Below are 24690 nucleotides of genomic sequence, written 5' to 3' on the forward strand. Positions count from 1 at the left end.
ACATTGAACCATGAAATCCAGAAGATATAAACTACCCTTGATAGCCTTATCGCTATCATTAGCATTACCGGCTTTCTCCCAATCGTGGTTTACTCCCGAAGTAGAAAAAAGAGCCGAGGATATTTTAAAAAATATGACAGTAAAAGAACGCCTGACCTATATCGGTGGTATAGATTGGATGTACACCCGCGCTATTCCCCGATTAAATGTTCCGGCTATAAAAATGTCCGACGGACCGCAGGGCGTAGGTACATGGGGAGCTTCCACGGCTTATCCTTGCGATCTTTTACTGGCAGCCACATGGAATCCGGATATGGCCTACGCGTTCGGTGCAGCTTTGGCACAAGACTGCAAGGCTCGTGGTGTAAATATTCTATTAGGTCCTGCCGTAAACATCGCAAGAGCTCCTTTCTGTGGTCGGAACTTCGAATATATGGGAGAAGACCCTTTCTTGACGGCAACGACTTCTACCGGATATATCAAGGGATTACAAGAAAACGGAGTGATGGGAGTAATCAAACACTTCACGGCCAACTTCCAAGAATATGACCGTAATTATGTGAGTTCCAACATTGACGAGCGAACCTTACATGAAATCTATTTCCCGGCATTTAAATCGGCCGTCCAGAATGCAGAAGTCGGTGCTGTCATGAGCAGTTATAACTTGCTCAACGGCGTATGGACAACCGAGAATCCCTGGTTGCTCAAAGAAGTACTACGGGAACAATGGGGATTCAACGGACTCGTGATGTCCGACTGGGGCTCCACTCATAACTGTGTTCCGGCGGTTAAAAACGGACTCGATTTGGAAATGGCAGGAAATGAAATCGAAAACGAGGAAGCTCTGCGCCATTATCTCGAAACCGGAGAAATAAATATGAGCGAAATCGATTTGAAAGTCAAACATATCTTACAAACGATGATCGGATTCGGATTCTTCGACAAAGAACAATTAGATCCGAGCATTCCCCTCGACAACCCCGAAACGGCAAAAGCCGCATTGGAAATTTCGAGAGAAGGAATCGTGTTGTTGAAAAACGAATCGAACATTCTGCCATTGAACACCAATACGATTAAAAACATTGCCGTAATCGGTAATAACGCTACAATTTATGCGGCCGGCGGCGGAAGCGGACTGGTAAGACCTTTCCATTATGTGTCTTACTTCGACGGATTGAAAAAGTTGGCAAATGAAAAAGGCATCAACGTCACACTCGTGGATCTCTATGATCACATGGAAGATGTCCTGTATACAGCTGCCGGCTCGAACGAACATGGTCTCAAAGCCGAATTTTACAACAACGAGAATCTATCAGGAACTCCTGTAACTACCCGCATAGACAGTCGTATCAACTTTGAATGGACCTCGGGACCCGATGCTGCCAATGTCGAGAAAAACTATTTCTCGGTCAAATGGACCGGTGAAATTCGTCCCCAAGAAACATCGAACTATACTTTCATCGTGAAAGGAGATGACGGTTTCCGTTTAATTCTCGATGGAAAAACGGTCATCGATGAATTCAAATCGGGTTCCACTCGTGAAAAACGTTATACCATGAAAATGGAAGCAGGGAAAGCCTACAAAATTCAACTGGATTATTTTCAGGGAGGAGGCGGAGCCTGTATCGATTTGGCATGGCTCAAAGACGGAGATGAAAACCGGTTCCAAAACGAATTGGACAAAGCCGACATAATCGTCGCATTCATCGGTCACAATTCAAGTAGCGAAGCCGAAGCCGGAGAACGGTCCTTCGGATTGCCCCAAGATGTAAAGGACCTCGTCCTAGCTGCCCAAAAGAGCTCCAAACCGATGATCGGAGTCGTCAATGCCGGCGGAAACGTAGAAATGCAAGACTGGGAACCTAAAATGAAAGGTCTTCTTTGGGGTTGGTACGGCGGACAAGAAGCCGGAACCGCGATGGCCGAAGTGTTATTCGGAGAGTACAACCCTTCGGGAAAACTCCCTGTAACATTTGAAAAAAGATGGGAAGATAATCCCTGTTACAACAGCTATTACGATAATGGGACCAAACAAGTGAATTTTACCGAAGGTATTATGATGGGATATCGTGGATACGACAAAGCCGGTACAAAGGTCCAATATCCGTTCGGTTTCGGATTGTCCTATACGACATCGAACTTGGATTTTCATCTCGCGATATAAAATTGAAAGACCAAACTCAAATCAATGTTGTTTCGGCTATTGACGAAGCCCGCCAAGATACCGAAAAAGGCAACTTAATTCCCTCGGTAGTTAAACAAGGTGAAATTATCAGAATTGCAAAAGGCTGTGCTTCCGAGTTAAACATTTTCGACCTTACAGGGCAAATGTTACTCAAACAAATCGATAAATGCACTATCGATACCTCTTATCTAAAAAAGGGAGCCTATCTTGCTTTGTATAAAATAGATGAAAAATTTCATACGGGTAAATTCATCGTTGAATAGCTTTTAAAACTTCCAGACAACAAAGAGGCCCGGAAAATTGAATTTCCGGGCCTCTTCATTTTAATTCGTTCGTTATTCAACCGCCCAAAACAGTTTCTCAAACTAGCATTTATCTGGGCAATAATTTTACTTTCAATTTCTTGTATGCACGATCTGCCTTCGCTCGCGCCTCCTCCACCGTATCGGCTGTCGCCAAAATCACCCCTAATCGACGGTGTCCGACAACTTCCGGCTTCCCAAAAATTCGCATTTGCACTCCTTCTTCCGAGAGAACCTCATCGAGGTTACCAAATACAACTTTATCCGTATCTCCTTCTACAACGATAGCACGAGATGCCGATGGACCATAGAAATGAACTCCGGGAACGGGTAATCCTAAAACAGCACGGGCATGCAAGGCGAATTGTGACATATCTTGCGAAATCATAGTCACCATTCCCGTATCGTGCGGGCGCGGAGAAACTTCGCTGAAAAGGACATCGTCTCCTTTAATAAAAAGTTCTACTCCAAAAATACCATATCCACCCAAAGCATCCGTAACTTTCCGGGCTATATCCTGAGCTTTTTGCAATGCTTTTTCCGACATAACCTGTGGTTGCCAAGACTCCCGATAATCGCCATCTACTTGTACGTGCCCTACCGGTTTTAGAAATGTCGTTCCAGCAGAATGACGGACAGTAAGTTGAGTAATTTCATAATCAAACTGCACGAATCCTTCCACAATAACCCGACCGGCTCCGGCTCGTCCCCCTTCCTGAGCATAGTGCCACGACTTATCGATATCATCGGCCGTACGCACGACACTCTGTCCGTGTCCCGAAGAACTCATGATAGGTTTCACTACACATGGCATGCCTATTTCTTTCACGGCCTCCTCGAACTCTTCTCGTGTAGAGGCAAATTTATAAGGCGATGTAGGCAATCTCAGTTGCTCTGCGGCCAAACGGCGTATGCCCTCCCGGTTCATAGTCAGGTAGGCAGCCGTTGCCGTAGGTGTAACCGAGTATCCCTCTTTTTCGAGAGCCACCAACGTATCTGTCGCAATAGCTTCTACTTCGGGAATGATGTAATCTGGACGTTCCGTTTCTATCACTTCTCTCAACTTTTTGCCATCGAGCATAGACAAAACATGACTGCGATGAGCGACCTGCATAGCCGGGGCATTGGCATACTTATCCAAAGCAACCACCTCCACACCATAACGTTGCAGCTCTATTGCTACTTCTTTACCCAATTCTCCACTTCCGCAAAGCAAAGCTTTCTTACCGACAGGAGTTAGTACCGTTCCAATTTCTACCATATATACTTGATTTTGTATGTGTTATTCATTTATACAAATGTCTTATGCTAACCGAAAAAATGCAGGCTATCCTCAACTATATACCGAGACATAACCTTTCTTTACATCTTATGCAAAGATACAGGAAAAATGAATGGAGTACAAATGAATAAACGGACTTCCTACTAACAAAAAACGGGCTCTCGTTTTCGAAGTCCGTTTCAATTCTTTGGAACACCTTTAATCTTCGACATGGGAACCGTCGCAAAAGGGCTGATTCGACGATTTTCCACAACGGCAGATAAACGCCCGTCGTTTAATAACCATACTCCCATCGGAGAACATAATTCTTACATGCCCACCAATACGCAATGGACCGCATTCGATAACCTTTACGACCACCTCGGGTTTTATCGGCACAATAGTTCCTTTCATAGCTGCTTCTTTTTTAGTTTTATATTCACTTAAACAGCAAATCCGGTTCTTTTGTTTATTGTACCGTTAAACGATCGAGGCGTAGAAAATAATTTCTACGCCTCGATCTATAAACCTACGTATCACTTTATTAAAGCAATACTACCTCTATGTCTGCATCTACTTCATACATGCTCACTTTACCTTCGCGAGCCAACCAGCCAAGGGCTGCATACAATTCTTTTTCTTTCAGTTTCGTTGCTTTTTTCAACCCTTTTACAGTTAATTTTCCGGACTCATTTAAAGCATTCCAAACCTGTCCTGCCCATGTTCCAATAACTTCTGCATTCATTCTTTTTTACGTTTAAATTAAACAACTTGAAAACACATTGTTTTAATCTGGCACAAAGTTAATACATTTTTCTTTAATTTTAATGCTTCAATGTGTTTTTTCATATTATCTATACCCCTCTACAAAAGAAAAATAGACATTATAAAAACACTCTACGGGTGATTTTGTTTGCCCCAATCACTATCTCCCCAGTATAATTTTCAATTCTTCTCTTGCCAAAAAAGAAGGAGCAAATTCTTCACGTGCTTGCTCTAATAACTGTCGCTCATTCTCATATCGAGCCGAGAAATGCCCCAATAATAATTGCTTTACACCTGCTTTACGAGCTATAATAGCCGCTTGCCGAGCCGTCGAATGACAGGTTTCCTTCGCAAGAGCTTCGGCATCGTCCCCGAATGTAGCCTCGTGATACAACAAATCTACACCTTCTATGATCGGTAACAAAGCCTCGTTATAAGCCGTATCGGAACAATAGGCATAACGTAACGGAGGGTCTGCCGGCGTCGTCAAATATGAGTTGGGAATAATTCGACCATCGGAAGTAACAAAATCTTCTCCCGCCTTTATCGCAGCTCTACGGTAAACCGGAACGTTATAAAAATTCATCATATCTCCCAATAAATGTCTCATTCCTACTTTCTCTTCAAAAAGGAAACCCGAACACGGAACCCTGTGTATCATCGGTAAGGAACGAACTCTAATAGATTTGTCTTCATAAATCACCTCCGTTCTATTCGGCAATACAGGTTCGAAACGAACAGTAAAAGGCAAGTCCCGACAGAAAAAATCGAGTTGAGGCCGAAACACCTGCTCTGCCTGATGATGGGCATGAATCACCAGTTCTCCGGTCCTACCTACTAACGCAAAAGTCGAAATCATTCCGATCAAACCGAAACAATGGTCTCCATGAAGATGACTCAAAAAGATATGCCCCAATCTCGTAAACTTCAATCGCATGCGACGAAACTGTATCTGAGCCCCTTCTCCGCAATCAATCATAAACAAATTGTCGCGAATATTCAGAATCTGCGTACTCGGATAGTGACGTGCGGTGGGCAAAGCCGACCCACACCCCAAAATATTTACCTCAAACTTTCCCATTTCAAAGCTCCTTTGACATTTACAAAGATACGCATTTCCTCACTTTAACCTGCACTTTTCATAATCAAACAAAAAGACCGGCAAGATTGCCGGTCTTTTCTTTATAATACGCTTTTAATGCGCCTTATTTTTTCTCTGCGTCGAGTTTCTCTTTCAAAGCTGCCAATGCATCGATATCGCCCAAAGTAGTTTTTTCCATTTGAGGAGTTACGATAGCATCGTCTGCCTTAGCTGCTTTTTTAGCGGCTTTCTTAGCAGCATTTTCTTTCTTAGCCTCGGCCTTAGCTTCATCTTCGAAAATACGGCTGTGAGACAAGATGATACGTTTAGCATCTTTGTTAAACTCTATAACCTTGAACGGAAGTTTCTCTTCCAATTGAGCCTGAGTTCCGTCTTGTTTTACCAAGTGTTTGGGAGTAGCGAATCCTTCTACGCCATAAGGCAAAGCAATTACAGCTCCCTTATCGAGCATTTCGATGATAGTACCTTCATGGATAGAATCAACGGTAAAGATACCTTCGAATACGTCCCACGGATTCTCTTCGAGTTGTTTGTGACCCAAGCTCAAACGACGATTTTCCTTATCGATTTCCAATACTTGAACTTCGATGTCGGCTCCGATTTGAGTAAATTCAGACGGGTGTTTGATTTTCTTCGTCCAAGAAAGGTCTGAGATATGAATCAAACCATCTACGCCCTCTTCGATTTCAACGAATACACCGAAGTTTGTAAAGTTACGAACTTTGGCATGATGACGAGAACCGACAGCATATTTGGTTTCGATATCTTCCCACGGATCCGGTTTGAGTTGTTTGATACCGAGAGACATTTTACGTTCTTCACGGTCAAGAGTCAAGATAACGGCTTCTACCTCATCGCCTACTTTCATGAAGTCTTGTGCACTACGCAAGTGTTGCGACCAAGACATTTCGGAAACGTGGATAAGACCTTCGACACCCGGAGCTATTTCGATGAATGCACCGTAGTCAGCCATTACGACAACTTTACCTTTCACTTTGTCACCCACTTTCAAATCGGGATCCAAAGCATCCCATGGATGGGGTTGCAATTGTTTCAAGCCCAACGCAATGCGTTTTTTCTCATCATCGAAATCGAGGATAACTACATTGAGTTTTTGATCGAGAGAAACTACTTCTTCGGGGTGAGATACACGTCCCCAAGAAAGGTCGGTGATGTGAATCAATCCATCTACGCCGCCCAAATCGATGAATACACCATAGGAAGTGATATTCTTGACAGTTCCTTCGAGTACTTGTCCTTTTTCGAGTTTGGCAATAATTTCTTTCTTCTGTTGTTCGAGCTCGGCTTCGATAAGAGCTTTGTGCGAAACAACCACATTCTTGAATTCTTGATTGATTTTAACAACTTTGAATTCCATAGTTTTACCTACGAATACATCGTAGTCACGGATAGGCTTAACGTCGATTTGAGAACCGGGCAAGAATGCTTCGATACCGAATACATCAACAATCATACCGCCCTTCGTGCGACATTTGATATATCCTTTGATGATTTCGTCGTTTTCAAGAGCCGAGTTAACACGGTCCCAAGAGCGAGTAGCACGAGCCTTCTTGTGCGACAAAACCAATTGTCCTTTTTTATCTTCCTGATTCTCGATATAAACCTCTACTTTATCTCCTATTTTCAAATCGGGATTGTAGCGGAATTCGCTCATCGGAATGATACCGTCCGATTTGTAACCGATGTTTACGACCACTTCACGTTTGTTCAATGCGATTACCGTACCTTCGATTACTTCTTTGTCTTTTACCGTATTCAAAGACTGGTCATAAGTATTTACCAATTCATCATGGCTCTTATCACCATACACTTCGCCTTTTTCAAAGGCATCCCAGTCAAAATTTTCTACCGGGCTGTTTTTTAGTTCTTCACTCATGTTAATTAAATAATTGATTTTTTGATTAATAAGTTAGACATTATATGGTCTTGTTAAAATCGGTGCGAAGATACAAAATCTTTTCCTCTCTGCAAATTATTTCAGAAATATAATCTCCTAACACCCTTTGACATAAACATATATTCATCTTTACAAAAAATTCCGCCATACAATAAACAGCGTATAATTTTGTTTTATATTAAAGAGAATATATACCCACCCATGAACAGACAAAAGATAACATGGTTGCAAATACTCCAAGGTTGGAGTATGTTATTGGTCGTAATAGGACATGTTACCTTAACCGGTATTTTCGAGAATCCTCAAACTCCGGTGAGCGCGACGATAGAGCGTGTCATATACAGTTTTCACATGCCTCTTTTCATGTTTATCTCCGGTTTCCTTTTTTATTTCACAAAAATCAGCCGAGACTTAGCTTATAAAGAAGTTGTGTTCGATAAACTCAAACGGTTGGGCATCCCCTATTTGTTCTTCACCTTTTTCACCTTCTCCGTCAAGTTTATATTCTCACCATTCATGAAACGCCCGGTAGAATTGTCTTTACGACAATTTACCGACAGTTTTCTATATCCCGGCTCCAACCCGTTGAGCGAAATGTGGTTCGTCGCCACACTCTTTATCATCATGCTATCTTATCCTTTGCTGAAATATATGATAACGGGGAATTTCAAAATCGCGGTATTAATTATCGGAAGTGTCGTACTCAATTTATTTTTCCCTCCCGATATATTCTTGCTTTGCCTTTCTAATGTGGCATATATGTTCCTTTTTTTCTGCTTAGGCATACTTTTCTGCAAATTCGATATACAACGTTTTTTGAGTCATTCCGGGAGTCTCCTACTTTCGCTCCTTCTTTTCATCGCACTGAATCTGATTCCCGACTGCCCGATTTTACTGTTAAACCTCACCGGAATAATCTTTTCCGTCTCATTGTGTCTGAACTTAACCCCGATAGTATCGGGACTATTCTCCTCCTTCCGAGACTATACGTTTCAAATTTTTCTATTAGGAATTTTTCCGCAAATAGCCATCAGAATACTCTACTCCAAGATTCCACAAAACGAATTGTCCTATTGGAGTCTCTATATCATTAGTATTCTATTAGGGATTTACCTGCCTGTTTTCATAGCAAAAATCGTAGAGAAGATTCCCAACAAACTTATCCGCCGTTGTTTCGGACTCTGATTCTATCGTTTTTTCGCAAAAAAATCTTTCATCAAAGCGATACACTCCCCAGCCAAAACGCCACATTCTACCTCTGTTTTAGGATGCAATACCTGAGGAGCGAAACGCCGGTAACCTCGTTTCTCATCGCCGGCTCCAAACACGACCCGAGCGAGCTGAGCCCACCCTATCGCACCGGCACACATCACACACGGCTCCAATGTCACATACAGGGTACAGTCGGTCAAATACTTACCGCCGAGCGAAGCCGCAGCCGAAGTAATCGCTTGCATTTCGGCATGAGCCGTCACATCGCCCAGACATTCGGTCAAATTATGTGCCCGAGCCACAACCCTATCTTTACAAACGATGACAGCTCCCACCGGTATCTCATCGGCATCGAATGCCTCTTTTGCCTCCTGCAAGGCCATTCTCATAAACCGTTCGTCCTTTACTCTATCGACCATATCTTCTCATAAGCTTTATGGGAAACACTATCATTTCTCATACAATCCTGACAGTATTCCCCACATAGGAGCTCTTGTCCTTTTTCTTAGAAGCTGTTTTTAATTTATTCCGAGACAGATTGAGACCTATGTTGAAGCAGATTGGAGTCCGAGATATGCAGTCAATAGCGGGCTATTGACAAAAATCAAGGGATTCAAGATGCAAGACAGGGGTTCAATATGGCCGGAACATACCTGCTTGAAATGATAATATTATTTCTCAATAAATTTAAAACAGCTTCTTAATTCTTCAAATAATATACCACCGAGGTCACGACCCGCACATGCTTCAAATAAGGAGTATTGGCATCCCTATCCTCGATAGAGAATTGTCCTTGATATGCCGATGATATTTTGCCCAATTTACTATCGGAGTCTTTAGCGAATTTTTCGGCGGCAACTCTCGCATTTTGAGTGGCTTCGGCAATCATCTCGGGTTTTAGTTCATTCAACTTGGTAAACAAGAACTGAGTGTTATACTGATAATCCCCGGAAACGATAGCCACCCCCTTTTCCAACAAGGAGGCTTGTTTCACGATCAACTCTCGTACTTTCTCTACTTGATTCGAAGATACCGTTATTACCGAAGTAACATTATAGCGATACGGGACACTTTGGTTTCCATACCGTTCGGCCTGCATATCTACGATTCCGGGAGCCGCAATAGAAATTTCGGCGTCGGATATCCCGTTAGCTTTCAGAAAATTTATCACGATTGTATTCTTGGTATTGATTGTACGGTAAATTGTGCCCAAATCATTCCCCAACTCCTTATATACCAAAGGCCAGATAACTTTATCGGCCGGAACCTCACGCTCCGACAAACCCTTTACCGAGACCGTACGCACAGCCTCCTTCGAACGAACGATACCTTGTTCGATTCGTTGCCCCAATAAAAACAAGCCTACTGCTATGATAATAGCCGGCACAATCCATTTGTTTTTCATAATCTTCCATATTTTATTTCTTACAAAGAAAATGCATGCCAGACTCAAAAGCAAATTTTATTTGCAATTTTACCGAAGACATAGACTATTTTCACATCTATTGTCAGGAACTGTTCCAAAGATAATTATTCGCCGTATCTATCAGACTTTTTCTCACTCCGATTTCTTTTTTCATCGAATCTTCGTATATTCGCTTTTCCAAATTCGTACTTATGGCGCAACACAACCAATTGGGAAAAACAGGAGAGGAACGAGCCGCAGAATATTTGATTTCCAAAGGATACATTATCCGAGACATAAATTGGCGGAGTGGAAAAATGGAATTGGATATTGTAGCCTATCGTGACAAAACGTTGGTTGTCGTAGAAGTCAAAACACGAAAAAACAACGAATTTCTACGCCCGGAAGAAGCCGTTACACTCCGCAAGATAAAAAATATAATCCAAGCCACGGATGCCTATATTCGTATGTTCGATATACCTTTCGACATACGATTCGACATCATTACCTTAGTCGGGGAAAATGAAGACTTTCAAATAGAACATATAGAAGATGCCTTTCTTCCTCCATTAAACTGTCGATAAACATGAACGTAGAATCTTTGCGTGAATTCTGTCTGTCACTACCACAGGTAACCGAATGTTTCCCATTCGATGAATGGGTGCTGGTTTTCAAAATCGAAGGTAAAATGTTTCTCTTCTGTGATTTGTCGGCCGAAGAGAAACGAATTTCGCTCAAATGCGACCCCGAACTTGCCATAGAATTACGGGAACGATATCCCGAAATAGAACCGGGCTACCACACGAATAAACGATTGTGGAATTCTATTTGGCTAAGGCCTTCCATCGACGATAAAGTCATTTGCGATTGTATCGTCCATGCTTATAGCGAAGTGCTAAAAAAACTACCCAAAATCAAACGCGAACCTTTATCGGAACTACTCGAAGCATGGAAACAAAAGAAATAAAATTCCAAAAAACTCACTTAAAGGAGATCGGCTCGACCAATACATATCTCCAAGAATCGGACAAAGACAGACTTCTACCGGAAGGAACCATCGTTTACTGCGACATACAACGGTCTGGGCGCGGCCAACGTGGAAATTCATGGGAATCTGAGCCCTTCAAAAATTTAACATTCAGCCTTTTACTCAGGCCAGAACATATCCCTGCCAATCGGCAATTCTTACTTTCTGAAATCGTATCGCTGGCAACTGTCGATGTTCTGAACCGATACGCCACTGGATTCTCTATCAAATGGCCGAATGACATCTATTGGCACGACAAAAAAATTGCCGGTATTCTCATCGAAAATGTACTGAGCGGGAGTACATTCTCACGGGCTATTATCGGAATGGGGCTGAACATCAATCAGAAAAATTTTTACAGCGATGCTCCCAACCCGGTTTCATTATATCAAATAACAGGTCGCACCTACAAGATAGAAAAAATATTAGACGAATTCACAGAGGCTTTCGGAAAGCGATATACAGACACATTTACAAACTCCTCCGACCGTATCCACAAAGAATATATAGCGGCACTCTACCGAAACGACGGGGTATATCCGTTTTATAGCGACGGCAATATTTTCCACGCCTCTATTGCCGATGTCGAACTTGACGGTCATCTGCTTTTATCGACGGAATCGGGAGAGAAAAAACGCTTCGCTTTCAAAGAGGTTTCATTCCTGCTTTAAACGTTTCAAGAACGGACGAATAACCCCGCTGCTTTGAGGCAACTCATCGGAAAGTCCCGACAGCATGGAAAGTTGTTCCAAAAGATATTTATTGCTACGAACCCGTGCAGCAATCGTAAAATATTTTTTAGCACAAGCTATATCGCCGTTGATCACTTGCCTTTTTTCCTCTTTATATACGGAAGCAGAGATAGAAAGACCGTTCGAATCTTCAAGATACTGTTGATCTATCGATTTCAGTTTTTCCTGTCCCTTTATAGCATAATAGCTTCCCAAAAACAAGTTTGCATCAAAATTAAGAGAGTCTATATCCAAAATAGTTTTCTGAACCTCGACCGCTGCAGTATCGTTTCCAAGTAACAACAAAGCATCGGCTTTGGCTTTCAAATAATTAATTTGCCCGGGCATCACCGACAACAATTCGTCAGCAACGGCAAGTATCTTTTCAGCATCATGCCGAAACACATAATACCCCAATAAATAATTATTCGTCACCCGAGTAAACCACGGCTGTTGTTCTTTCACCAACAAAAGTACCTGTTCATAAATGCCCGACTGTCCGATAGATCGCGACAACACGTCTATGCCGGTAAACAACGAATCCAAAGATAGTCCTTGCATTTCCGAACGAACCACATATTGCATAATAGACGAAGAATCGTTCATCATGGCCGATGCGACAACCGCATCCACATACGTTTTCACCCTACCGGGACGGCGTTCCAACAATACGTCATACATAGTAACAGCCTCTTGCCACTCCTTATTGGCAAAGTGATCATCGGCTTTTCTCAACACAGTACGATACGGCATCTCGGCAAAAGCCGAAAAAGCGATACTACAAAAAAGGAAAAATCCTATTATCCGTCTTATATACATTTAATTGTCACCCATTATGAACAGACAAAGATAGCGAAAGGTGAGTGCAGAGACAAACGGAAATTTTATTTCCGATTTGACTATGCCGAACCGCATCCTATTTTCGTACTTACAAAGATAACAAATCAACTCTGTAATATAGGCAATACTGCCGACAAAAATAAAACAGATTCCCCGCGAAACTTGCAGCAATCCGGTAAATAGTCCCGATGAATTAATTAAACATAAACTTTGAACGAGCTTCATTCTAAAAATAAAATAAATTAATATTATATTTATAAATAATAACTTTATACATAGCATTATTCCCATATCTTTGTAACAGTAATTAAAACAGTCCATTAAGATAAAAAGGCTCGTCTTCCTGTACTGTTATTTTCAATCCGAGCCGAAAAATTCCATCATGAAAAAACTTTACTCAAAACTATTGACGTTAGTCACTATCGGTTTTTACAGTCTATCTGTCTGGGCACAAGATGCTCCCGTCATTCAGAATTACAGCGACTATACCGGAGACTCATTCGTAGCCAACTGGGACAAAGTATCGGGAGCAGACAAGTATTTCCTCAATGTCTACACGAACGGGACCAACGTTCAAAACGTAAATGAAACCTTTGGCAACATCAACCATTCCGATGGGAAAATAGACCAGCAATCGCCCAATTACCCGAATGGCTGGGAGATAAACGTGAGTGAAAACGGCAGTACCGATATGGTCGTCTACGAAGGTGTAAATAAAATTATCCTCGATGCGACAGACGACTACATAAGCACCGAACAAATTATCGGAACCGGCGTGGGGAAATATATCGTTAACGCCAACCTCATCAATGCAGAAAATATCACCCAAGAAAATTCAAGCTTATTCAAGATTGAAATATTCGACAAAGCAGGTATACTTCTTAGCACCGGAACAATCGAAACTTTACTTTTTGCCCAAATAACCGAATTCAATATTTTCGACGGCTTCGGATACACACAAGCAAACATCGGGCGCCTAAAAATATCTATCGAAAAAGGTGACGGAAAAATTGGAGACCTCATGATAAACTCTATCTCTTACTCTTGTACCGAGCCTTCGTATATTCTGAAAGATCAAGCAACGGCCGAAAATTCTTATCCTGTAACCAACCTCGACCCGGAAAAGGAATATTACTACTACGTCGCTGCTTCGGTGGAAGGAAAAACGACAGACGCATCGAACATCATCAGAGTAAATGAATTCCTCACTCCCAAAGCCTTAGACGCAACCGGCACATCGGAAAACTCGTTCACGGCAAATTGGGAAAGACTGCCCAAAGCAAAAGGATACATCGTGCAAGCGTACCAATATCACACCGCAACACAAGACAGTGAGAAGAAAATACTCGACGATTCTTTCGAAAAATCGACAGAGGGTACTATGGACGATCCGATCTCTGTTACCGACCCGGACTTATACACCGCAGTTCCGGGTTGGAGCGGGAAAAACATACTGGCAGCCAACGGTATGCTCGGAGCCGACAACGGAAGATTTCCCGTAAGCCTCTCTTATTTATGGACTCCCACAATGAACCTGTCATCGAATAACGGTAAATACAAAATCCACATCAAAGCCCGTGGAACAGCCGGAGATTATCTGTCGATTTATCGAATAGGTTATATGATAGACAGCAACGGAGACGGAGAACCCGATGCCCTTAACATACATAAAGTAACAGCTTTCGACGAAAACGGATACGCCGAAGAAACTTGGGAAATGGAAGACGGTGCTGAAAACATGCAACTCTCCATCGAAGAAAACAAACTAAAAAGATTTTTCATCGACGAAATCACCATCATACAAGAAAGCAAGGCCGGAGAGGTTACGAGAATACCTCTCGTTCCGGCAACCATTTCGGACGGTTCTCAAACGTCTTATACTTTCACAGATCTCGAAACGAATGGAAACTACGGCTACGAAGTGACCGGTATGCGTTACAACGACTATGAGGAAGAAGAATATTCCGAAACGTCTAACCTTATTACCGTGCAGTTAATACATTCGGGAATAGAAAGTAGCACAACTCAAAACGTAAAAGTAATCGCTTCTGAAAACTCAATCAACATAGTTCTATCGGAAAGGGCACTCATACAAATATTTACTGCCAACGGACAACTTGTAAAAACCATAAATGGAACCTCGGGAGAAAATATCGTTTCTATCCCTGCTGCCAATATTTATATCGTAAAAGTCGGAAGCAAGATATTTAAAGTCATCGCCCGATAAATCATCGGAAATAGGAAATCACCTACACAATCGAGACCGACAAGGTAGACTTACTTTGCCGGTCTCGACTTTTCTCATAATCACTAATCGGATATTATTTTCTCTTCAAAGGCTACGTGAACCATAAAAATTGATTATTTTTGCATAAATGCGACTGTTTAATTAAAAGAACGAATCTGATTATGAATAACCAATACAAAAGGATTCTCCTGAAACTGAGCGGTGAATCGCTCATGGGCGAAAAGCAATATGGCATCGATGAAAAAAGAATAGCCGAATATGCCACACAAATTAAAGAAATCGCCGACATGGGCATAGAAATAGGTATCGTCATCGGCGGCGGAAACATATTTCGCGGATTGAGCGGAACTTCCAAAGGGGTAGACCGTGTAAAAGGAGACCAAATGGGCATGCTCGCAACTGTAATTAACAGTTTGGCATTAAGCTCCGCATTGGAAAAAATCGGACAAAAAGCCCAAGTCTTCACGGCAATCAATATGTTCCCCATCGGCGAATATTATAGTAAATGGAGAGCTATCGAGGCCATGCAAAACGGAACCGTAGCCATTATATCGGGAGGGACGGGAAACCCATTCTTCACGACCGATACAGGCTCGGCCCTAAGAGGTATCGAAATAGAAGCCGAAGTCATGCTGAAAGGGACACGTGTCGACGGTATTTACACGGCCGATCCAGAAAAAGATCCTACCGCAAAGAAATTCGACAAAATCAGCTACGACGAAATCTATACCCGTGGATTAAAGGTCATGGACCTCACGGCGACCACCCTCTGCAAAGAAAACCATCTGCCCATTATCGTATTCGATATGGATACGGTCGGAAACCTGAAAAAAGTATTGTCAGGAGAGAACATAGGGACTCTGGTATATTAAACCCGGTCTTATATGGCTATTCTTAAAAAAAAGAGTACATTTGTTCACGAAACTAATTATACAGAAAAATTTCAACCTTATTCATTATGGACGACGTAAAGACATACTTGAACTCTGCCGAAGAAAAAATGGCTATGGCCATCGAATTCTTAGATGAAGCATTAGCTCACATTCGGGCAGGTAAAGCCAACCCCCGAATTCTCGACGGCATACGGGTCGATTATTACGGAAGTTTGGCCCCGCTTTCCAATGTAGCTAATATTTCTGTCCCCGATGCACGTACCATCGTTATTACCCCCTGGGAAAAATCCATGTTCAAAGTGATCGAGAAAGCCATTTTGGATTCAGAATTAGGCATCACTCCCGAAAATAACGGCGAAATCATCAGACTATCAATTCCCCCGTTAACCGAGGAGAGACGTAAAGCACTCGTCAAACAGTCGAAACAAGAAGCCGAAAATGCCAAAGTGAGCGTGCGCAATGCGCGCCGGGATGCCATCGATGGGCTGAAAAAGGCTCAAAAAGAGGGAATGCCCGAAGATGTCGCCAAAGACGGAGAAACCTCGGCACAAAAACTTCACGACAAATACATGAAGAAAATCGACGATATGTTTGCCGAAAAAGAGAAAGAGATCCTCACCGTATAAAACAAAATCTAAAATATATTCAAAAGGGTCTTCATTTTCGGAAGGCCCTTTTTTTCTCGATTCAAAAGTTTCTGCTGTTTCTAAGGTTCAGTAGGAACTCCGTGGGGTAAGCATGAATTTTAATGATAAATCTCTCGTCGGCACACACATTCCGGTCTCCTCGGCGAAAAGTTGGAAAAGATAGCATAGGAGTTTTTGATTGTAGGGCTTAACCCCTCCGTCACTACGTGACACCTCCCCTATATTTTGCTATGCAAAACACAGAGGAGGAGGTTTAATACCTTTCTGCCACATTATTTTATCGAAAGAGAAGGATTGCATTTACACTTATCCCCTGCCGTGTCCCGTAGCATTACGGGGAGTTGCGTTAGCGATAGGGGAGATACCTTTCTAAGGAGAGGGGGTGTGAGATCGTTTGATTGTAGAATTTAACCCCCTCGTCCTATGGGCACTCCCCCTATATCTCTGTGCGACACAGGGGAAGTGGATAAAAGTATCACTTTGAATGGATTTTTTGGATCCCCTCTTCGCGTTGTAGGTACTTACCCTATTCTCTTGCGGAAGCATCGGAAGAGAAGGTGATGCACAATTCTGCCATCGTTACCGAGAGTATTAACACTTCTCCCCTGTGTTGCGGAGCAATATAGGGGAGACACCGAAGAAACAGCCGTTTCTGAGGAGAGGGGTTAAAAAAAATCACATAGGATTTTTCGATTGTAGAATTTACCCCCTCTCGCCCTACGAGCACTCCCCCCAATATTTCTTCGGGAACACCCCATAAGGCTACGGGACACGGCAGGGGAGAGATCCAAAATGCAGTTCAAAAAAAACAAATGCATTCGTTGTTATCCGACTCTCGTCCTTCATTATATTTGTAGAATATCGGAGGCGGTTCGGCATAGTCAAGCCGAAAATGTAATTTTCGCTTGCCTCTGCGCTCACCTTTCGCTATATTTGTGGAATATAAGAGTGGAGTAGCATAGTTGGAAATATGATTTCCTCTTGCCTCTGCATTTCACTTTCACTATCTTTGAGTTGAAACTCGAAGATACTTCTGCTCGGCAGAATAAAATTAAAGCAAGCTTTGTTTTGCTCTGCTCTCGCTTATACGTATCTTTGTCACTACGAAGATAGGATGCGGTTCGGCATAGCCAAATCGGAAATGAAATTTCCGTTTGTCTCTGCTCTCACCTTTTGCTATCTTTGTTCATTAAATTTCATTACATGGAAGGTCTTGTCACAAAAAATACGGGAAGCTGGTATATCGTCCGCACAGAAAATGGAGATTCGATACGCTGTAAAATCAAAGGTAATTTCAGGTTAAAAGGAATACGCAGCACCAATCCCGTATCAGTGGGCGACCTTGTGGATATAGAGTTAAATCCCGACCAAACGGCTTTTATCACTCGCATACACGAACGAAAAAACTACATTATCCGCCGATCGTCCAATTTGTCGAAAGAGTCTCATATCATTGCCGCCAACATAGACCATGCCTTACTGATCGTAACGGTCAATACGCCTCCGACCTCAACCACCTTTATCGACCGTTTTCTTGCCACAGCCGAGGCGTATCGCATACCTGTATGCATCGTTATCAATAAGAGCGATACATTTACCGAAGAAGACCGGGAATATGCCGAAGCACTTCGCTACCTTTACACCTCTATCGGGTATGACTGCCATTGTGTATCAGCGATTACCGGTGAAGGATTCGATTTCATAGACTCATTTATCGCAAACAAAATTACCTTGTTATCGGGGCACTCGGGTGTAGGAAAGTCTACGATTATCGACCGTATTCTACCGAATGCTCATGTAAAAATCGGAGCCGTATCCACTTCTCACCACAAAGGCATGCACACGACCACTTTTTCAGAGATGTACCCTTTGCCACAAGGTGGATACATTATCGACACTCCGGGTATAAAGGGCTTCGGAACTATCGATTTTAATCCCAACGAAGTGGCACATTTCTTTCCCGAAATTTTTGAGATTTCCCAAAACTGCCGGTTTAACAATTGCACCCATCGACACGAACCTGGTTGTGCAGTATTAAAGGCGTTGGAGAACCACCAAATAAGCGAATCGAGGTATACGAGCTATTTGAGCATTATCGAAGATAGTTCGGAAGGAAAATATCGGGAAGCATTTTAAAAAGATTGAAGCGAATCGGCGCAATGAGATACAAAGGCATCGGAATTTTATTTTTCATGATGGCAAATATCCTATCGACAAATGCGGAGGGAAAAGACTTGCTTGTACCATCGAAGACCGACACCGTTACTATCGATACGCTTTCGACAAACAACAGGGTTTCACTACCCCTACCCAACACACTTGTCAACAAACAAATCGACCGTCTCGTCGAATATGCCAGAAAATACATCGGGACACCTTACAGGCGAGGAAGCAAAGGCCCCAACCGATTTGACTGTTCGGGTTTCATGCAGTATATTTTCAACCATTTCTCCTATTCCCTCAATGCAAGTTCCGCTTCTCAATATTTACAAGGAATCTCTGTTAAAGACGAAGAAATCTGCCGGGGAGATTTGGTATTTTTCAAAGGTAGAAATTCTCGGCGGTCGAATGTAGGACATGTAGGCTTGGTTACGGAAGTATATCCCGACGGACGATTCAAATTTATTCACGCATCCACATCACAAGGGATACGGGAAGATTGGAACTTCTCTCCCTATTATGCTCAACGATATGTCGGAGCCCGACGCATTTATTTCGTTCAAATCGACAAACGACTGATTTTAGATGCTATTCTCGAATTGGAAGACATCGATGACAACACTCCTTTTACCGAAACGGAAAAGAGTATTACGCCGCAGGAATTTTCAACTTTTGTCCGGGCTGAATAGCATTTCCTTTCAAATTGTTCGCCCGTTTAATATCTTCGGCCGAAACCCCTTTATATTTTTGAGAAATCGTCCATAGGTTCTCGCCTTTACGAACCGTATGATATTGACCTTTTACTGACGAAGCCCCACTTTTACTTGTCGTTGTCTTGCTACAAACCGCCAAACGTTGCCCGATACGCAAATATGAATTTTTTCGCAAATTATTCCAAGAGCGCAAGTTACTTACCGACACTCCATATTTTTGAGCTATCCCGGAAAGAGTCTCTCCTTTACGAACCTTATGATAAACCGTTGTTCCGGGAGCCAACCCTGCCGGCTCAACGGCAAGCCGTCGTGCATACAGCTCCTGATTATGCGCAAAAATTGCATCTTGCGCCTCGATAAAAGCATAGACCTGTTGCGATGGCAAAATGAGCGCATAAGGCCGGATATTACCCGGTATGATGTCGCGACGATATTGAGGATTCAAACTTCGAATCTCCTCGATCGGAATCTGTAATACATCGGATATCTGCTGCAAATGGACTCGACGTGTCACTTGTACGGTATCCGTTAACAAAGGGCGCCGGGTAAGTACCGGACAGATATTGTGGTCGCCATAATAATTCATCACATAATTGACTGCGATAAAAGCCGGAACATAGCCTCTCGTTTCACGAGGCAAATAGGGATAAATCTCCCAATAATCGGTTTTACCCCCCGAACGGCGAATAGCTTTACTTACATTCCCCGGGCCACAGTTATACGATGCGATAGCCAGTGCCCAATCATGGTAAATACTATATAAATCTTTCAAGTAACGGGCCGCCATCGCCGAAGATTTAATAGGATCCCGCCGTTCATCTACAAGACTGTTCACCTCTAATCCCATACTCTTTCCTGTCTTGACCATGAACTGCCACAAACCGGCTGCTCCTACCCGAGAAGTAGCATCGGGACGCAAAGCAGACTCGATAATCGGCAGATATTTCAATTCCAAAGGCAAACCTTCCCGTTCAAGAGCTTCCTCGAAAATGGGCATATAATATGTACTCAATCCCAAAAGATTCTCAACAAGCGCTCTCCTTTTCTGTACATACATGTCTATATAACGGCGAACGACACTGTTATAAGGCATCTCGATAACAGTCGGCAGTTGTGATAATTTACGGATATAAACCGAATCGGGATAATCCACATTAACGCTATTCACCAAACAGGAATCATCTACAACAGCATATTGCTGCATATACCAGTCGGTCAAAAGATTATTCAAATCGGCCTCCATACTTTCGGGATACACGATAGCATTATCTATCGTATCCGACAAGGCAACCTCTATCGTGTCGGTATCTACGATTTCCTCGTCCGTTTCTATTTGGGAAAAACTATATAAAGACATTCCCAAGCCCATAAAAACAAGCCAAAATTTCTTCATAGCAAATAAGCATTAAAATGTAATCGCACATTGTAATCCGATCGATGGCAATACCGTACGCCCGGTAGGAATAATCGCCGGCTGCCACTTCATCGAAATATCGGGGCTGACATCAAAATGATACAACTGAGCATCGACATAAGCATCTATCATACAAACAGCATAAAGCCCTATCATACAAATAATACATAGGTCACGATTCTGTCTATAATAGTCTTTCCTCTGCTTCAATACACGGGTTAACCATTCCTTGTCTATATCTTCCTCGCGATACGACGACGAAAAAAAATCCATATAACTGTTCGTACCCGGATCACTGTCCATAATATCCAAATAGGCTCGTTGATAATCAGACAGCATACGGCTGTTCCATGTCGTGGCATAAAAAAGCCCTACATATCCTCCCACGACGATAGGCAATTTCCAATACCTATGGTTATAAATTTGACCCAATCCGGGGAACAAAGCCGATAACCATACGGCTCTCATCGGGTCAGGATTGAAATCGGAAGGTCTCCACGATTTGCGTGAAGCCGCTTTCATTCCCAAAGAATCGGACGGAGCAAGCCCACCCAGAGAATCGGTAATCATCACCGGGACCGAATCTTGAAATAAAGCTCCGACACTATCTCCCGAAATAACCGAAATAGAATCGGGACGATTATATCTCGCATTCTCCATTTCCACCGTATCGGCAGAATTAACTTCTACCTCTACTAATTCCTGATATCCAATATTCGAATCGGCCTTGACTTCAAGAATAGACAATGGTAATAACGCAATTATAAAAATAATAATCACGGCACGTCTCAATCCCATGTCACCCGATATTCCCAAAATCTTATTTCAATTTATCGAACAAACCGATAATCCGTTCCAAATCTTCTTCGTTCTTAAATGGAATAGATATTTTCCCTTTCCCTTTTTCATCACAGGTAAACTGAACCTTAGCGTTGAAGAAATCGGACAAATGCGATTTCAGCACATTATACTCTTGTCGCATCATAACTTTCTTCTGTGCTTTCTTACGGGCTCGCTCTCCTCCGGCAGATAAAGTTTTAGCCAAGTCTTCGACACTACGCACACTCAATCCGTCGGACAATATACGCTCGTACAACTCCAACTGTAAAGCAGGGTCGGCAACAGACAACAACGCCCGAGCATGCCCCATATCGATACGTTTATCCCGCAATCCTATCTGTACCTCGGCCGGAAGTTTCAACAAACGCAGATAGTTGGCTATCGTCGTCCTCTTCTTCCCGACCCGCTCACTCAGTTTTTCCTGTGTCAGTTGATACAATTCTATCAATTTCTGGAAAGCCAATGCAATCTCTATGGAGTTCAAGTCTTCCCGTTGAATGTTCTCGATAAGAGCCATCTCCATCAACGTTTCGTCCTCTACTGTTCTCACATAGGCGGGAATCGTTTCCAACCCGGCCATTTGTGCAGCTCTATATCGCCTCTCTCCGGCAATAATCTGATAATTTCCACCATCTACCTGCCGCAACGAAATAGGCTGTATAATACCCAATTCCCGAATAGAGCCTGCCAATTCTTCGAGAGCTTCCTGATCGAATTCCCGACGAGGTTGATCGGGATTAGGCACAATCTGGGATAATTCTATTTCATGAATAGAAGATGTGCCGCTGGTTACAATGTTATCCATCGAAATCAACGCATCCAAACCTCTACCCAATGCACTTCTTTTAGGAGTTGCCATAACTTATCGATTTTAGCCGCTTATCTATTTTTCATTATCAATTCTTTCGCCAGTTCCATGTGATTGACACTACCCCTCGACTCACAATCGTATAGCAAAGCCGGAAGCCCGTGACTCGGAGCCTCGCTCAAACGGATATTCCGTTGAATGACCGTATTAAATACCAAGTTTCCGAAATGCCCCTTCAACTCTTCATAAATCTGATTGGCCAAACGCAAACGAGAATCGTACATCGTTAACAAAAAGCCTTCGATTTCGAGCTGAGGATTCAATTTCGATTTTATGATCTTGATCGTGTTCAACAACTTGCTGATACCTTCCAAAGCGAAATACTCTGCCTGTACGGGAATAATAACAGAATCGGCCGCCGTAAGAGCATTGACCGTAATCAATCCCAACGATGGAGAACAGTCTATCAAAATATAATCATAATCGCCTCGCGCTTCGCTCAACACATGAGATAAAACCCGCTCCCGATTTTTCAAATTCATCAATTCGAGTTCTGCTCCAACCAAATCGATATGAGAGGCGACCAAGCCCAATCCCTCCACACAAGTTTCGACAACCGATTCCTTGATCGAGGATTGCCCCACCAAACATTCATAAATAGACGACTTCACCTGTTGCGGATCCACTCCCAAACCAGACGAAGCATTTGCTTGGGGATCGGCATCAATGAGCAAAACCTTCTTATCCAGAACCGCCAACGAAGTGGCCAAATTTATAGAAGTCGTTGTCTTTCCGACTCCTCCTTTTTGATTTGCAATAGCGATAATTTTACCCATACTGTTATTTTTTCTTCACGAAGACAGTGTAGCCGGAAGCAAAATGAAATCCCATTTCTTGCGCCGAGATACCCTTTCTTCACGAGTTTCCCATCGCAAAGGAATATCTTTTAATTTGTATTTCATTCTCTCGGATGCCCGAAAATATCATAATTGTTGATAAGTGACCCTTTTTGTTGATAAATCAGCAGAATCACTTCTCCATTTTCTGCGTAAAGATACACTTTTTTTACAAGAATCCTATGAGGATAAAATCTGTCTTTTACCTATTTTATGACTCCATATTATCCGTTAAAACATAAAAAACGAGTATTATTCATTACCTTTGCATAAAGCAAAAAATGAAATGAGCCTCGGTATATCCGAGTGAACTTGTTTCGATTCACGTCTTACCCTATCTTTGTAATAGTCAAACATATTTTCTCTTTATATGAAAAAAATAACACGTTCTCATAAACCTCTCATTCTCATCACTAATGACGACGGCATACAAGCCAAAGGTATCCGCGAAGTCGCCGATTTTCTAAAACCCTTAGGAGATATTCTCATAGTCGCTCCGGATGCGCCCCGCTCGGGACAAAGCTCTGCAATTACCGTAACTTCTCCCCTTCGCATGAAAGTCGTCGAAGAGCGAGATGGGTTTCTCGCAATCCGAACCAACGGGACACCGGTCGACTGTATCAAGTTGTCGATGAACATTCTTTTAGACGAACGCCCCGACTTAATCGTATCGGGTATTAACCACGGCTCCAATTCGGGAGTAAGTGTCATCTATTCGGGAACAATGGGGGCTGTTTTTGAAGGAGCCTTATTACATATACCTTCTATCGGATTCTCCCTTTGCAATCACAAAGCCGATGCCGATTTTTCACACTGTCGGGAACTCATTTTGGACGTATGCCAAAAAGCATTGACCCATAACCACTGGCCCCAAAACATAGGACTTAATATCAATATTCCCGATGTGCCCCAACTCAAAGGCTCGAAGATTTGTAGAGCCGCACAAGGTCATTGGACCGAAGAATATGATTGCCGGACAGATCCTCACGGACAGGAATATTACTGGCTAACCGGAAAATTTAAAAATGCCGAACCCGAAGCAACCGATACAGACGAGTATTGGTTGGAACGTGGATATGCGACGATTGTTCCCTGCACAACAGACAACTCCGCCCTCAATATCCTCCCCGAACTATCGTCGGTTCTCGGAATATAAAAAGACTATCCAACACGACAATACAGATAAAAAAAGGCGGAAAACATTTCCCGCCTTTTTTATGAATACAAATTGAATACACATGCAATAATGGTTTAAATATCACCCTATATTGTAAAAAATATACAAAATCCATTCTACCATTTTCATTTTTAAACTATATTTGC

Annotated in this window: 24 protein-coding genes; 12 read left to right on the plus strand and 12 right to left on the minus strand. The window is 42.6% G+C overall.

What is annotated here, in order from left to right; genetic code table 11:
• The first annotated feature begins 10 nt into the window (after positions 1–10).
• Complete coding sequence (locus NBH06_RS07415) at positions 11–2164, plus strand: beta-glucosidase (RefSeq protein WP_250793567.1); 2154 nt, start codon at positions 11–13, stop codon at positions 2162–2164.
• A gap of 2 nt (positions 2165–2166) precedes the next feature.
• Positions 2167–2448: a T9SS type A sorting domain-containing protein gene (locus NBH06_RS07420; RefSeq protein WP_250793569.1), complete on the plus strand. Its 282-nt coding sequence runs from the start codon at positions 2167–2169 to the stop codon at positions 2446–2448.
• A gap of 109 nt (positions 2449–2557) precedes the next feature.
• Here the strand turns inward: NBH06_RS07420 and purT are convergent, their stop codons facing one another.
• The 5 genes from purT to rpsA all read right to left on the minus strand — a co-directional run bounded on the left by purT (position 2558) and on the right by rpsA (position 7512).
• Entirely contained in the window at positions 2558–3748 is a 1191-nt protein-coding gene (gene purT / locus NBH06_RS07425) for a formate-dependent phosphoribosylglycinamide formyltransferase (protein WP_250793571.1), read from the minus strand.
• 219 nt (positions 3749–3967) lie between these two features.
• A complete protein-coding gene (locus NBH06_RS07430) occupies positions 3968–4162 on the minus strand; it encodes a CDGSH iron-sulfur domain-containing protein (protein WP_046411604.1) in 195 nt (64 codons plus the stop codon).
• 130 nt (positions 4163–4292) lie between these two features.
• Positions 4293–4493, minus strand: coding sequence for a winged helix-turn-helix domain-containing protein (locus NBH06_RS07435; RefSeq protein WP_008862630.1), 201 nt, complete (start codon positions 4491–4493; stop codon positions 4293–4295).
• Between the two features lie 180 nt (positions 4494–4673).
• Positions 4674–5594, minus strand: coding sequence for a ribonuclease Z (locus NBH06_RS07440; protein ID WP_046411607.1), 921 nt, complete (start codon positions 5592–5594; stop codon positions 4674–4676).
• A 124-nt stretch (positions 5595–5718) separates the two neighbouring features.
• A complete protein-coding gene (gene rpsA, locus NBH06_RS07445) occupies positions 5719–7512 on the minus strand; it encodes a 30S ribosomal protein S1 (RefSeq protein ID WP_008862632.1) in 1794 nt (597 codons plus the stop codon).
• Between the two features lie 222 nt (positions 7513–7734).
• On the opposite strand from rpsA, the gene NBH06_RS07450 reads away from it, so the two are divergent.
• Positions 7735–8718, plus strand: a complete 984-nt coding sequence (locus NBH06_RS07450) for an acyltransferase family protein (protein WP_250793572.1) — start codon at positions 7735–7737, stop codon at positions 8716–8718.
• 2 nt (positions 8719–8720) lie between these two features.
• On the opposite strand, the gene NBH06_RS07455 is transcribed toward NBH06_RS07450, so the two are convergent.
• Positions 8721–9164, minus strand: a complete 444-nt coding sequence (locus tag NBH06_RS07455; protein ID WP_250793573.1) for a nucleoside deaminase — start codon at positions 9162–9164, stop codon at positions 8721–8723.
• 281 nt (positions 9165–9445) lie between these two features.
• Positions 9446–10150, minus strand: a complete 705-nt coding sequence (locus NBH06_RS07460) for an SIMPL domain-containing protein (RefSeq protein ID WP_008862635.1) — start codon at positions 10148–10150, stop codon at positions 9446–9448.
• A gap of 212 nt (positions 10151–10362) precedes the next feature.
• Between NBH06_RS07460 and NBH06_RS07465 the strand changes: the two genes are divergently transcribed.
• From NBH06_RS07465 to NBH06_RS07475, 3 genes are read left to right on the plus strand one after another with little or no spacing between them, the layout of a single operon-like run.
• Positions 10363–10734: a YraN family protein gene (locus tag NBH06_RS07465; RefSeq protein WP_008862636.1), complete on the plus strand. Its 372-nt coding sequence runs from the start codon at positions 10363–10365 to the stop codon at positions 10732–10734.
• Between the two features lie 2 nt (positions 10735–10736).
• Complete coding sequence (locus tag NBH06_RS07470) at positions 10737–11117, plus strand: MmcQ/YjbR family DNA-binding protein (RefSeq protein WP_008862637.1); 381 nt, start codon at positions 10737–10739, stop codon at positions 11115–11117.
• The gene (locus tag NBH06_RS07475; protein WP_008862638.1) at positions 11099–11848 is read left to right on the plus strand and encodes a biotin--[acetyl-CoA-carboxylase] ligase; all 750 of its coding nucleotides are present in this window, start codon (positions 11099–11101) and stop codon (positions 11846–11848) included. The genes NBH06_RS07470 and NBH06_RS07475 overlap by 19 nt, the downstream gene beginning before the upstream one ends.
• Here NBH06_RS07475 and NBH06_RS07480 read toward each other — a convergent pair.
• The gene (locus NBH06_RS07480; RefSeq protein ID WP_008862639.1) at positions 11834–12727 is read right to left on the minus strand and encodes a tetratricopeptide repeat protein; all 894 of its coding nucleotides are present in this window, start codon (positions 12725–12727) and stop codon (positions 11834–11836) included. The genes NBH06_RS07475 and NBH06_RS07480 overlap by 15 nt on opposite strands.
• A gap of 403 nt (positions 12728–13130) precedes the next feature.
• On the opposite strand from NBH06_RS07480, the gene NBH06_RS07485 reads away from it, so the two are divergent.
• The 5 genes from NBH06_RS07485 (at position 13131) to NBH06_RS07505 (ending at position 19385) form a co-directional block, all read left to right on the plus strand.
• A complete protein-coding gene (locus NBH06_RS07485; RefSeq protein ID WP_250793574.1) occupies positions 13131–14975 on the plus strand; it encodes a T9SS type A sorting domain-containing protein in 1845 nt (614 codons plus the stop codon).
• 182 nt (positions 14976–15157) lie between these two features.
• Positions 15158–15868: a UMP kinase gene (gene pyrH / locus NBH06_RS07490; protein ID WP_008862642.1), complete on the plus strand. Its 711-nt coding sequence runs from the start codon at positions 15158–15160 to the stop codon at positions 15866–15868.
• A gap of 86 nt (positions 15869–15954) precedes the next feature.
• Positions 15955–16515 (plus strand): ribosome recycling factor, encoded by a 561-nt coding sequence (frr, locus tag NBH06_RS07495; RefSeq protein WP_008862643.1) that lies wholly within the window; start codon positions 15955–15957, stop codon positions 16513–16515.
• A gap of 1224 nt (positions 16516–17739) precedes the next feature.
• The gene (gene rsgA / locus NBH06_RS07500; protein ID WP_021891455.1) at positions 17740–18672 is read left to right on the plus strand and encodes a ribosome small subunit-dependent GTPase A; all 933 of its coding nucleotides are present in this window, start codon (positions 17740–17742) and stop codon (positions 18670–18672) included.
• 56 nt (positions 18673–18728) lie between these two features.
• The gene (locus NBH06_RS07505; RefSeq protein ID WP_157260372.1) at positions 18729–19385 is read left to right on the plus strand and encodes a C40 family peptidase; all 657 of its coding nucleotides are present in this window, start codon (positions 18729–18731) and stop codon (positions 19383–19385) included.
• Here NBH06_RS07505 and NBH06_RS07510 read toward each other — a convergent pair.
• Genes NBH06_RS07510 through NBH06_RS07525 form a run of 4 tightly spaced genes read right to left on the minus strand, consistent with a single transcriptional unit; the run spans position 19345 to position 23307 of the window.
• Complete coding sequence (locus NBH06_RS07510) at positions 19345–20802, minus strand: lytic transglycosylase domain-containing protein (protein ID WP_250793575.1); 1458 nt, start codon at positions 20800–20802, stop codon at positions 19345–19347. The two genes, NBH06_RS07505 and NBH06_RS07510, sit on opposite strands and share 41 nt — an antisense overlap.
• 12 nt (positions 20803–20814) lie before the next feature.
• Complete coding sequence (locus NBH06_RS07515; protein ID WP_215664091.1) at positions 20815–21621, minus strand: DUF5683 domain-containing protein; 807 nt, start codon at positions 21619–21621, stop codon at positions 20815–20817.
• Positions 21622–21643: 22 nt separating this feature from the next.
• Positions 21644–22522 carry a ParB/RepB/Spo0J family partition protein gene (locus NBH06_RS07520; protein ID WP_250793576.1) on the minus strand — a complete coding sequence of 293 codons (879 nt, stop codon included), beginning with the start codon at positions 22520–22522 and terminating at the stop codon, positions 21644–21646.
• Between the two features lie 20 nt (positions 22523–22542).
• Positions 22543–23307 carry a ParA family protein gene (locus tag NBH06_RS07525; RefSeq protein WP_008862649.1) on the minus strand — a complete coding sequence of 255 codons (765 nt, stop codon included), beginning with the start codon at positions 23305–23307 and terminating at the stop codon, positions 22543–22545.
• Positions 23308–23737: 430 nt separating this feature from the next.
• On the opposite strand from NBH06_RS07525, the gene surE reads away from it, so the two are divergent.
• Positions 23738–24523, plus strand: coding sequence for a 5'/3'-nucleotidase SurE (gene surE, locus NBH06_RS07530; RefSeq protein ID WP_008862650.1), 786 nt, complete (start codon positions 23738–23740; stop codon positions 24521–24523).
• Positions 24524–24690: the final 167 nt, after the last annotated feature.

This window comes from Barnesiella sp. B2-R-119 (assembly GCF_023656675.1).
In the GTDB taxonomy this organism is placed as follows: Bacteria; Bacteroidota; Bacteroidia; order Bacteroidales; family Barnesiellaceae; genus Barnesiella; species Barnesiella intestinihominis.

Bases quoted from the DNA above. Each gene is read 5' to 3' on its own strand.
- NBH06_RS07415 (WP_250793567.1), top strand. From the start codon at position 11: ATGAAATCCAGAAGATATAAACTACCCTTGATAGCCTTATCGCTATCA.
- purT (WP_250793571.1), bottom strand. From the start codon at position 3,748: ATGGTAGAAATTGGAACGGTACTAACTCCTGTCGGTAAGAAAGCTTTG.
- NBH06_RS07430 (WP_046411604.1), bottom strand. From the start codon at position 4,162: ATGAAAGGAACTATTGTGCCGATAAAACCCGAGGTGGTCGTAAAGGTT.
- NBH06_RS07435 (WP_008862630.1), bottom strand. From the start codon at position 4,493: ATGAATGCAGAAGTTATTGGAACATGGGCAGGACAGGTTTGGAATGCT.
- NBH06_RS07440 (WP_046411607.1), bottom strand. From the start codon at position 5,594: ATGGGAAAGTTTGAGGTAAATATTTTGGGGTGTGGGTCGGCTTTGCCC.
- rpsA (WP_008862632.1), bottom strand. From the start codon at position 7,512: ATGAGTGAAGAACTAAAAAACAGCCCGGTAGAAAATTTTGACTGGGAT.
- NBH06_RS07450 (WP_250793572.1), top strand. From the start codon at position 7,735: ATGAACAGACAAAAGATAACATGGTTGCAAATACTCCAAGGTTGGAGT.
- NBH06_RS07455 (WP_250793573.1), bottom strand. From the start codon at position 9,164: ATGGTCGATAGAGTAAAGGACGAACGGTTTATGAGAATGGCCTTGCAG.
- NBH06_RS07460 (WP_008862635.1), bottom strand. From the start codon at position 10,150: ATGAAAAACAAATGGATTGTGCCGGCTATTATCATAGCAGTAGGCTTG.
- NBH06_RS07465 (WP_008862636.1), top strand. From the start codon at position 10,363: ATGGCGCAACACAACCAATTGGGAAAAACAGGAGAGGAACGAGCCGCA.
- NBH06_RS07470 (WP_008862637.1), top strand. From the start codon at position 10,737: ATGAACGTAGAATCTTTGCGTGAATTCTGTCTGTCACTACCACAGGTA.
- NBH06_RS07475 (WP_008862638.1), top strand. From the start codon at position 11,099: ATGGAAACAAAAGAAATAAAATTCCAAAAAACTCACTTAAAGGAGATC.
- NBH06_RS07480 (WP_008862639.1), bottom strand. From the start codon at position 12,727: ATGTATATAAGACGGATAATAGGATTTTTCCTTTTTTGTAGTATCGCT.
- NBH06_RS07485 (WP_250793574.1), top strand. From the start codon at position 13,131: ATGAAAAAACTTTACTCAAAACTATTGACGTTAGTCACTATCGGTTTT.
- pyrH (WP_008862642.1), top strand. From the start codon at position 15,158: ATGAATAACCAATACAAAAGGATTCTCCTGAAACTGAGCGGTGAATCG.
- frr (WP_008862643.1), top strand. From the start codon at position 15,955: ATGGACGACGTAAAGACATACTTGAACTCTGCCGAAGAAAAAATGGCT.
- rsgA (WP_021891455.1), top strand. From the start codon at position 17,740: ATGGAAGGTCTTGTCACAAAAAATACGGGAAGCTGGTATATCGTCCGC.
- NBH06_RS07505 (WP_157260372.1), top strand. From the start codon at position 18,729: ATGATGGCAAATATCCTATCGACAAATGCGGAGGGAAAAGACTTGCTT.
- NBH06_RS07510 (WP_250793575.1), bottom strand. From the start codon at position 20,802: ATGAAGAAATTTTGGCTTGTTTTTATGGGCTTGGGAATGTCTTTATAT.
- NBH06_RS07515 (WP_215664091.1), bottom strand. From the start codon at position 21,621: ATGGGATTGAGACGTGCCGTGATTATTATTTTTATAATTGCGTTATTA.
- NBH06_RS07520 (WP_250793576.1), bottom strand. From the start codon at position 22,522: ATGGCAACTCCTAAAAGAAGTGCATTGGGTAGAGGTTTGGATGCGTTG.
- NBH06_RS07525 (WP_008862649.1), bottom strand. From the start codon at position 23,307: ATGGGTAAAATTATCGCTATTGCAAATCAAAAAGGAGGAGTCGGAAAG.
- surE (WP_008862650.1), top strand. From the start codon at position 23,738: ATGAAAAAAATAACACGTTCTCATAAACCTCTCATTCTCATCACTAAT.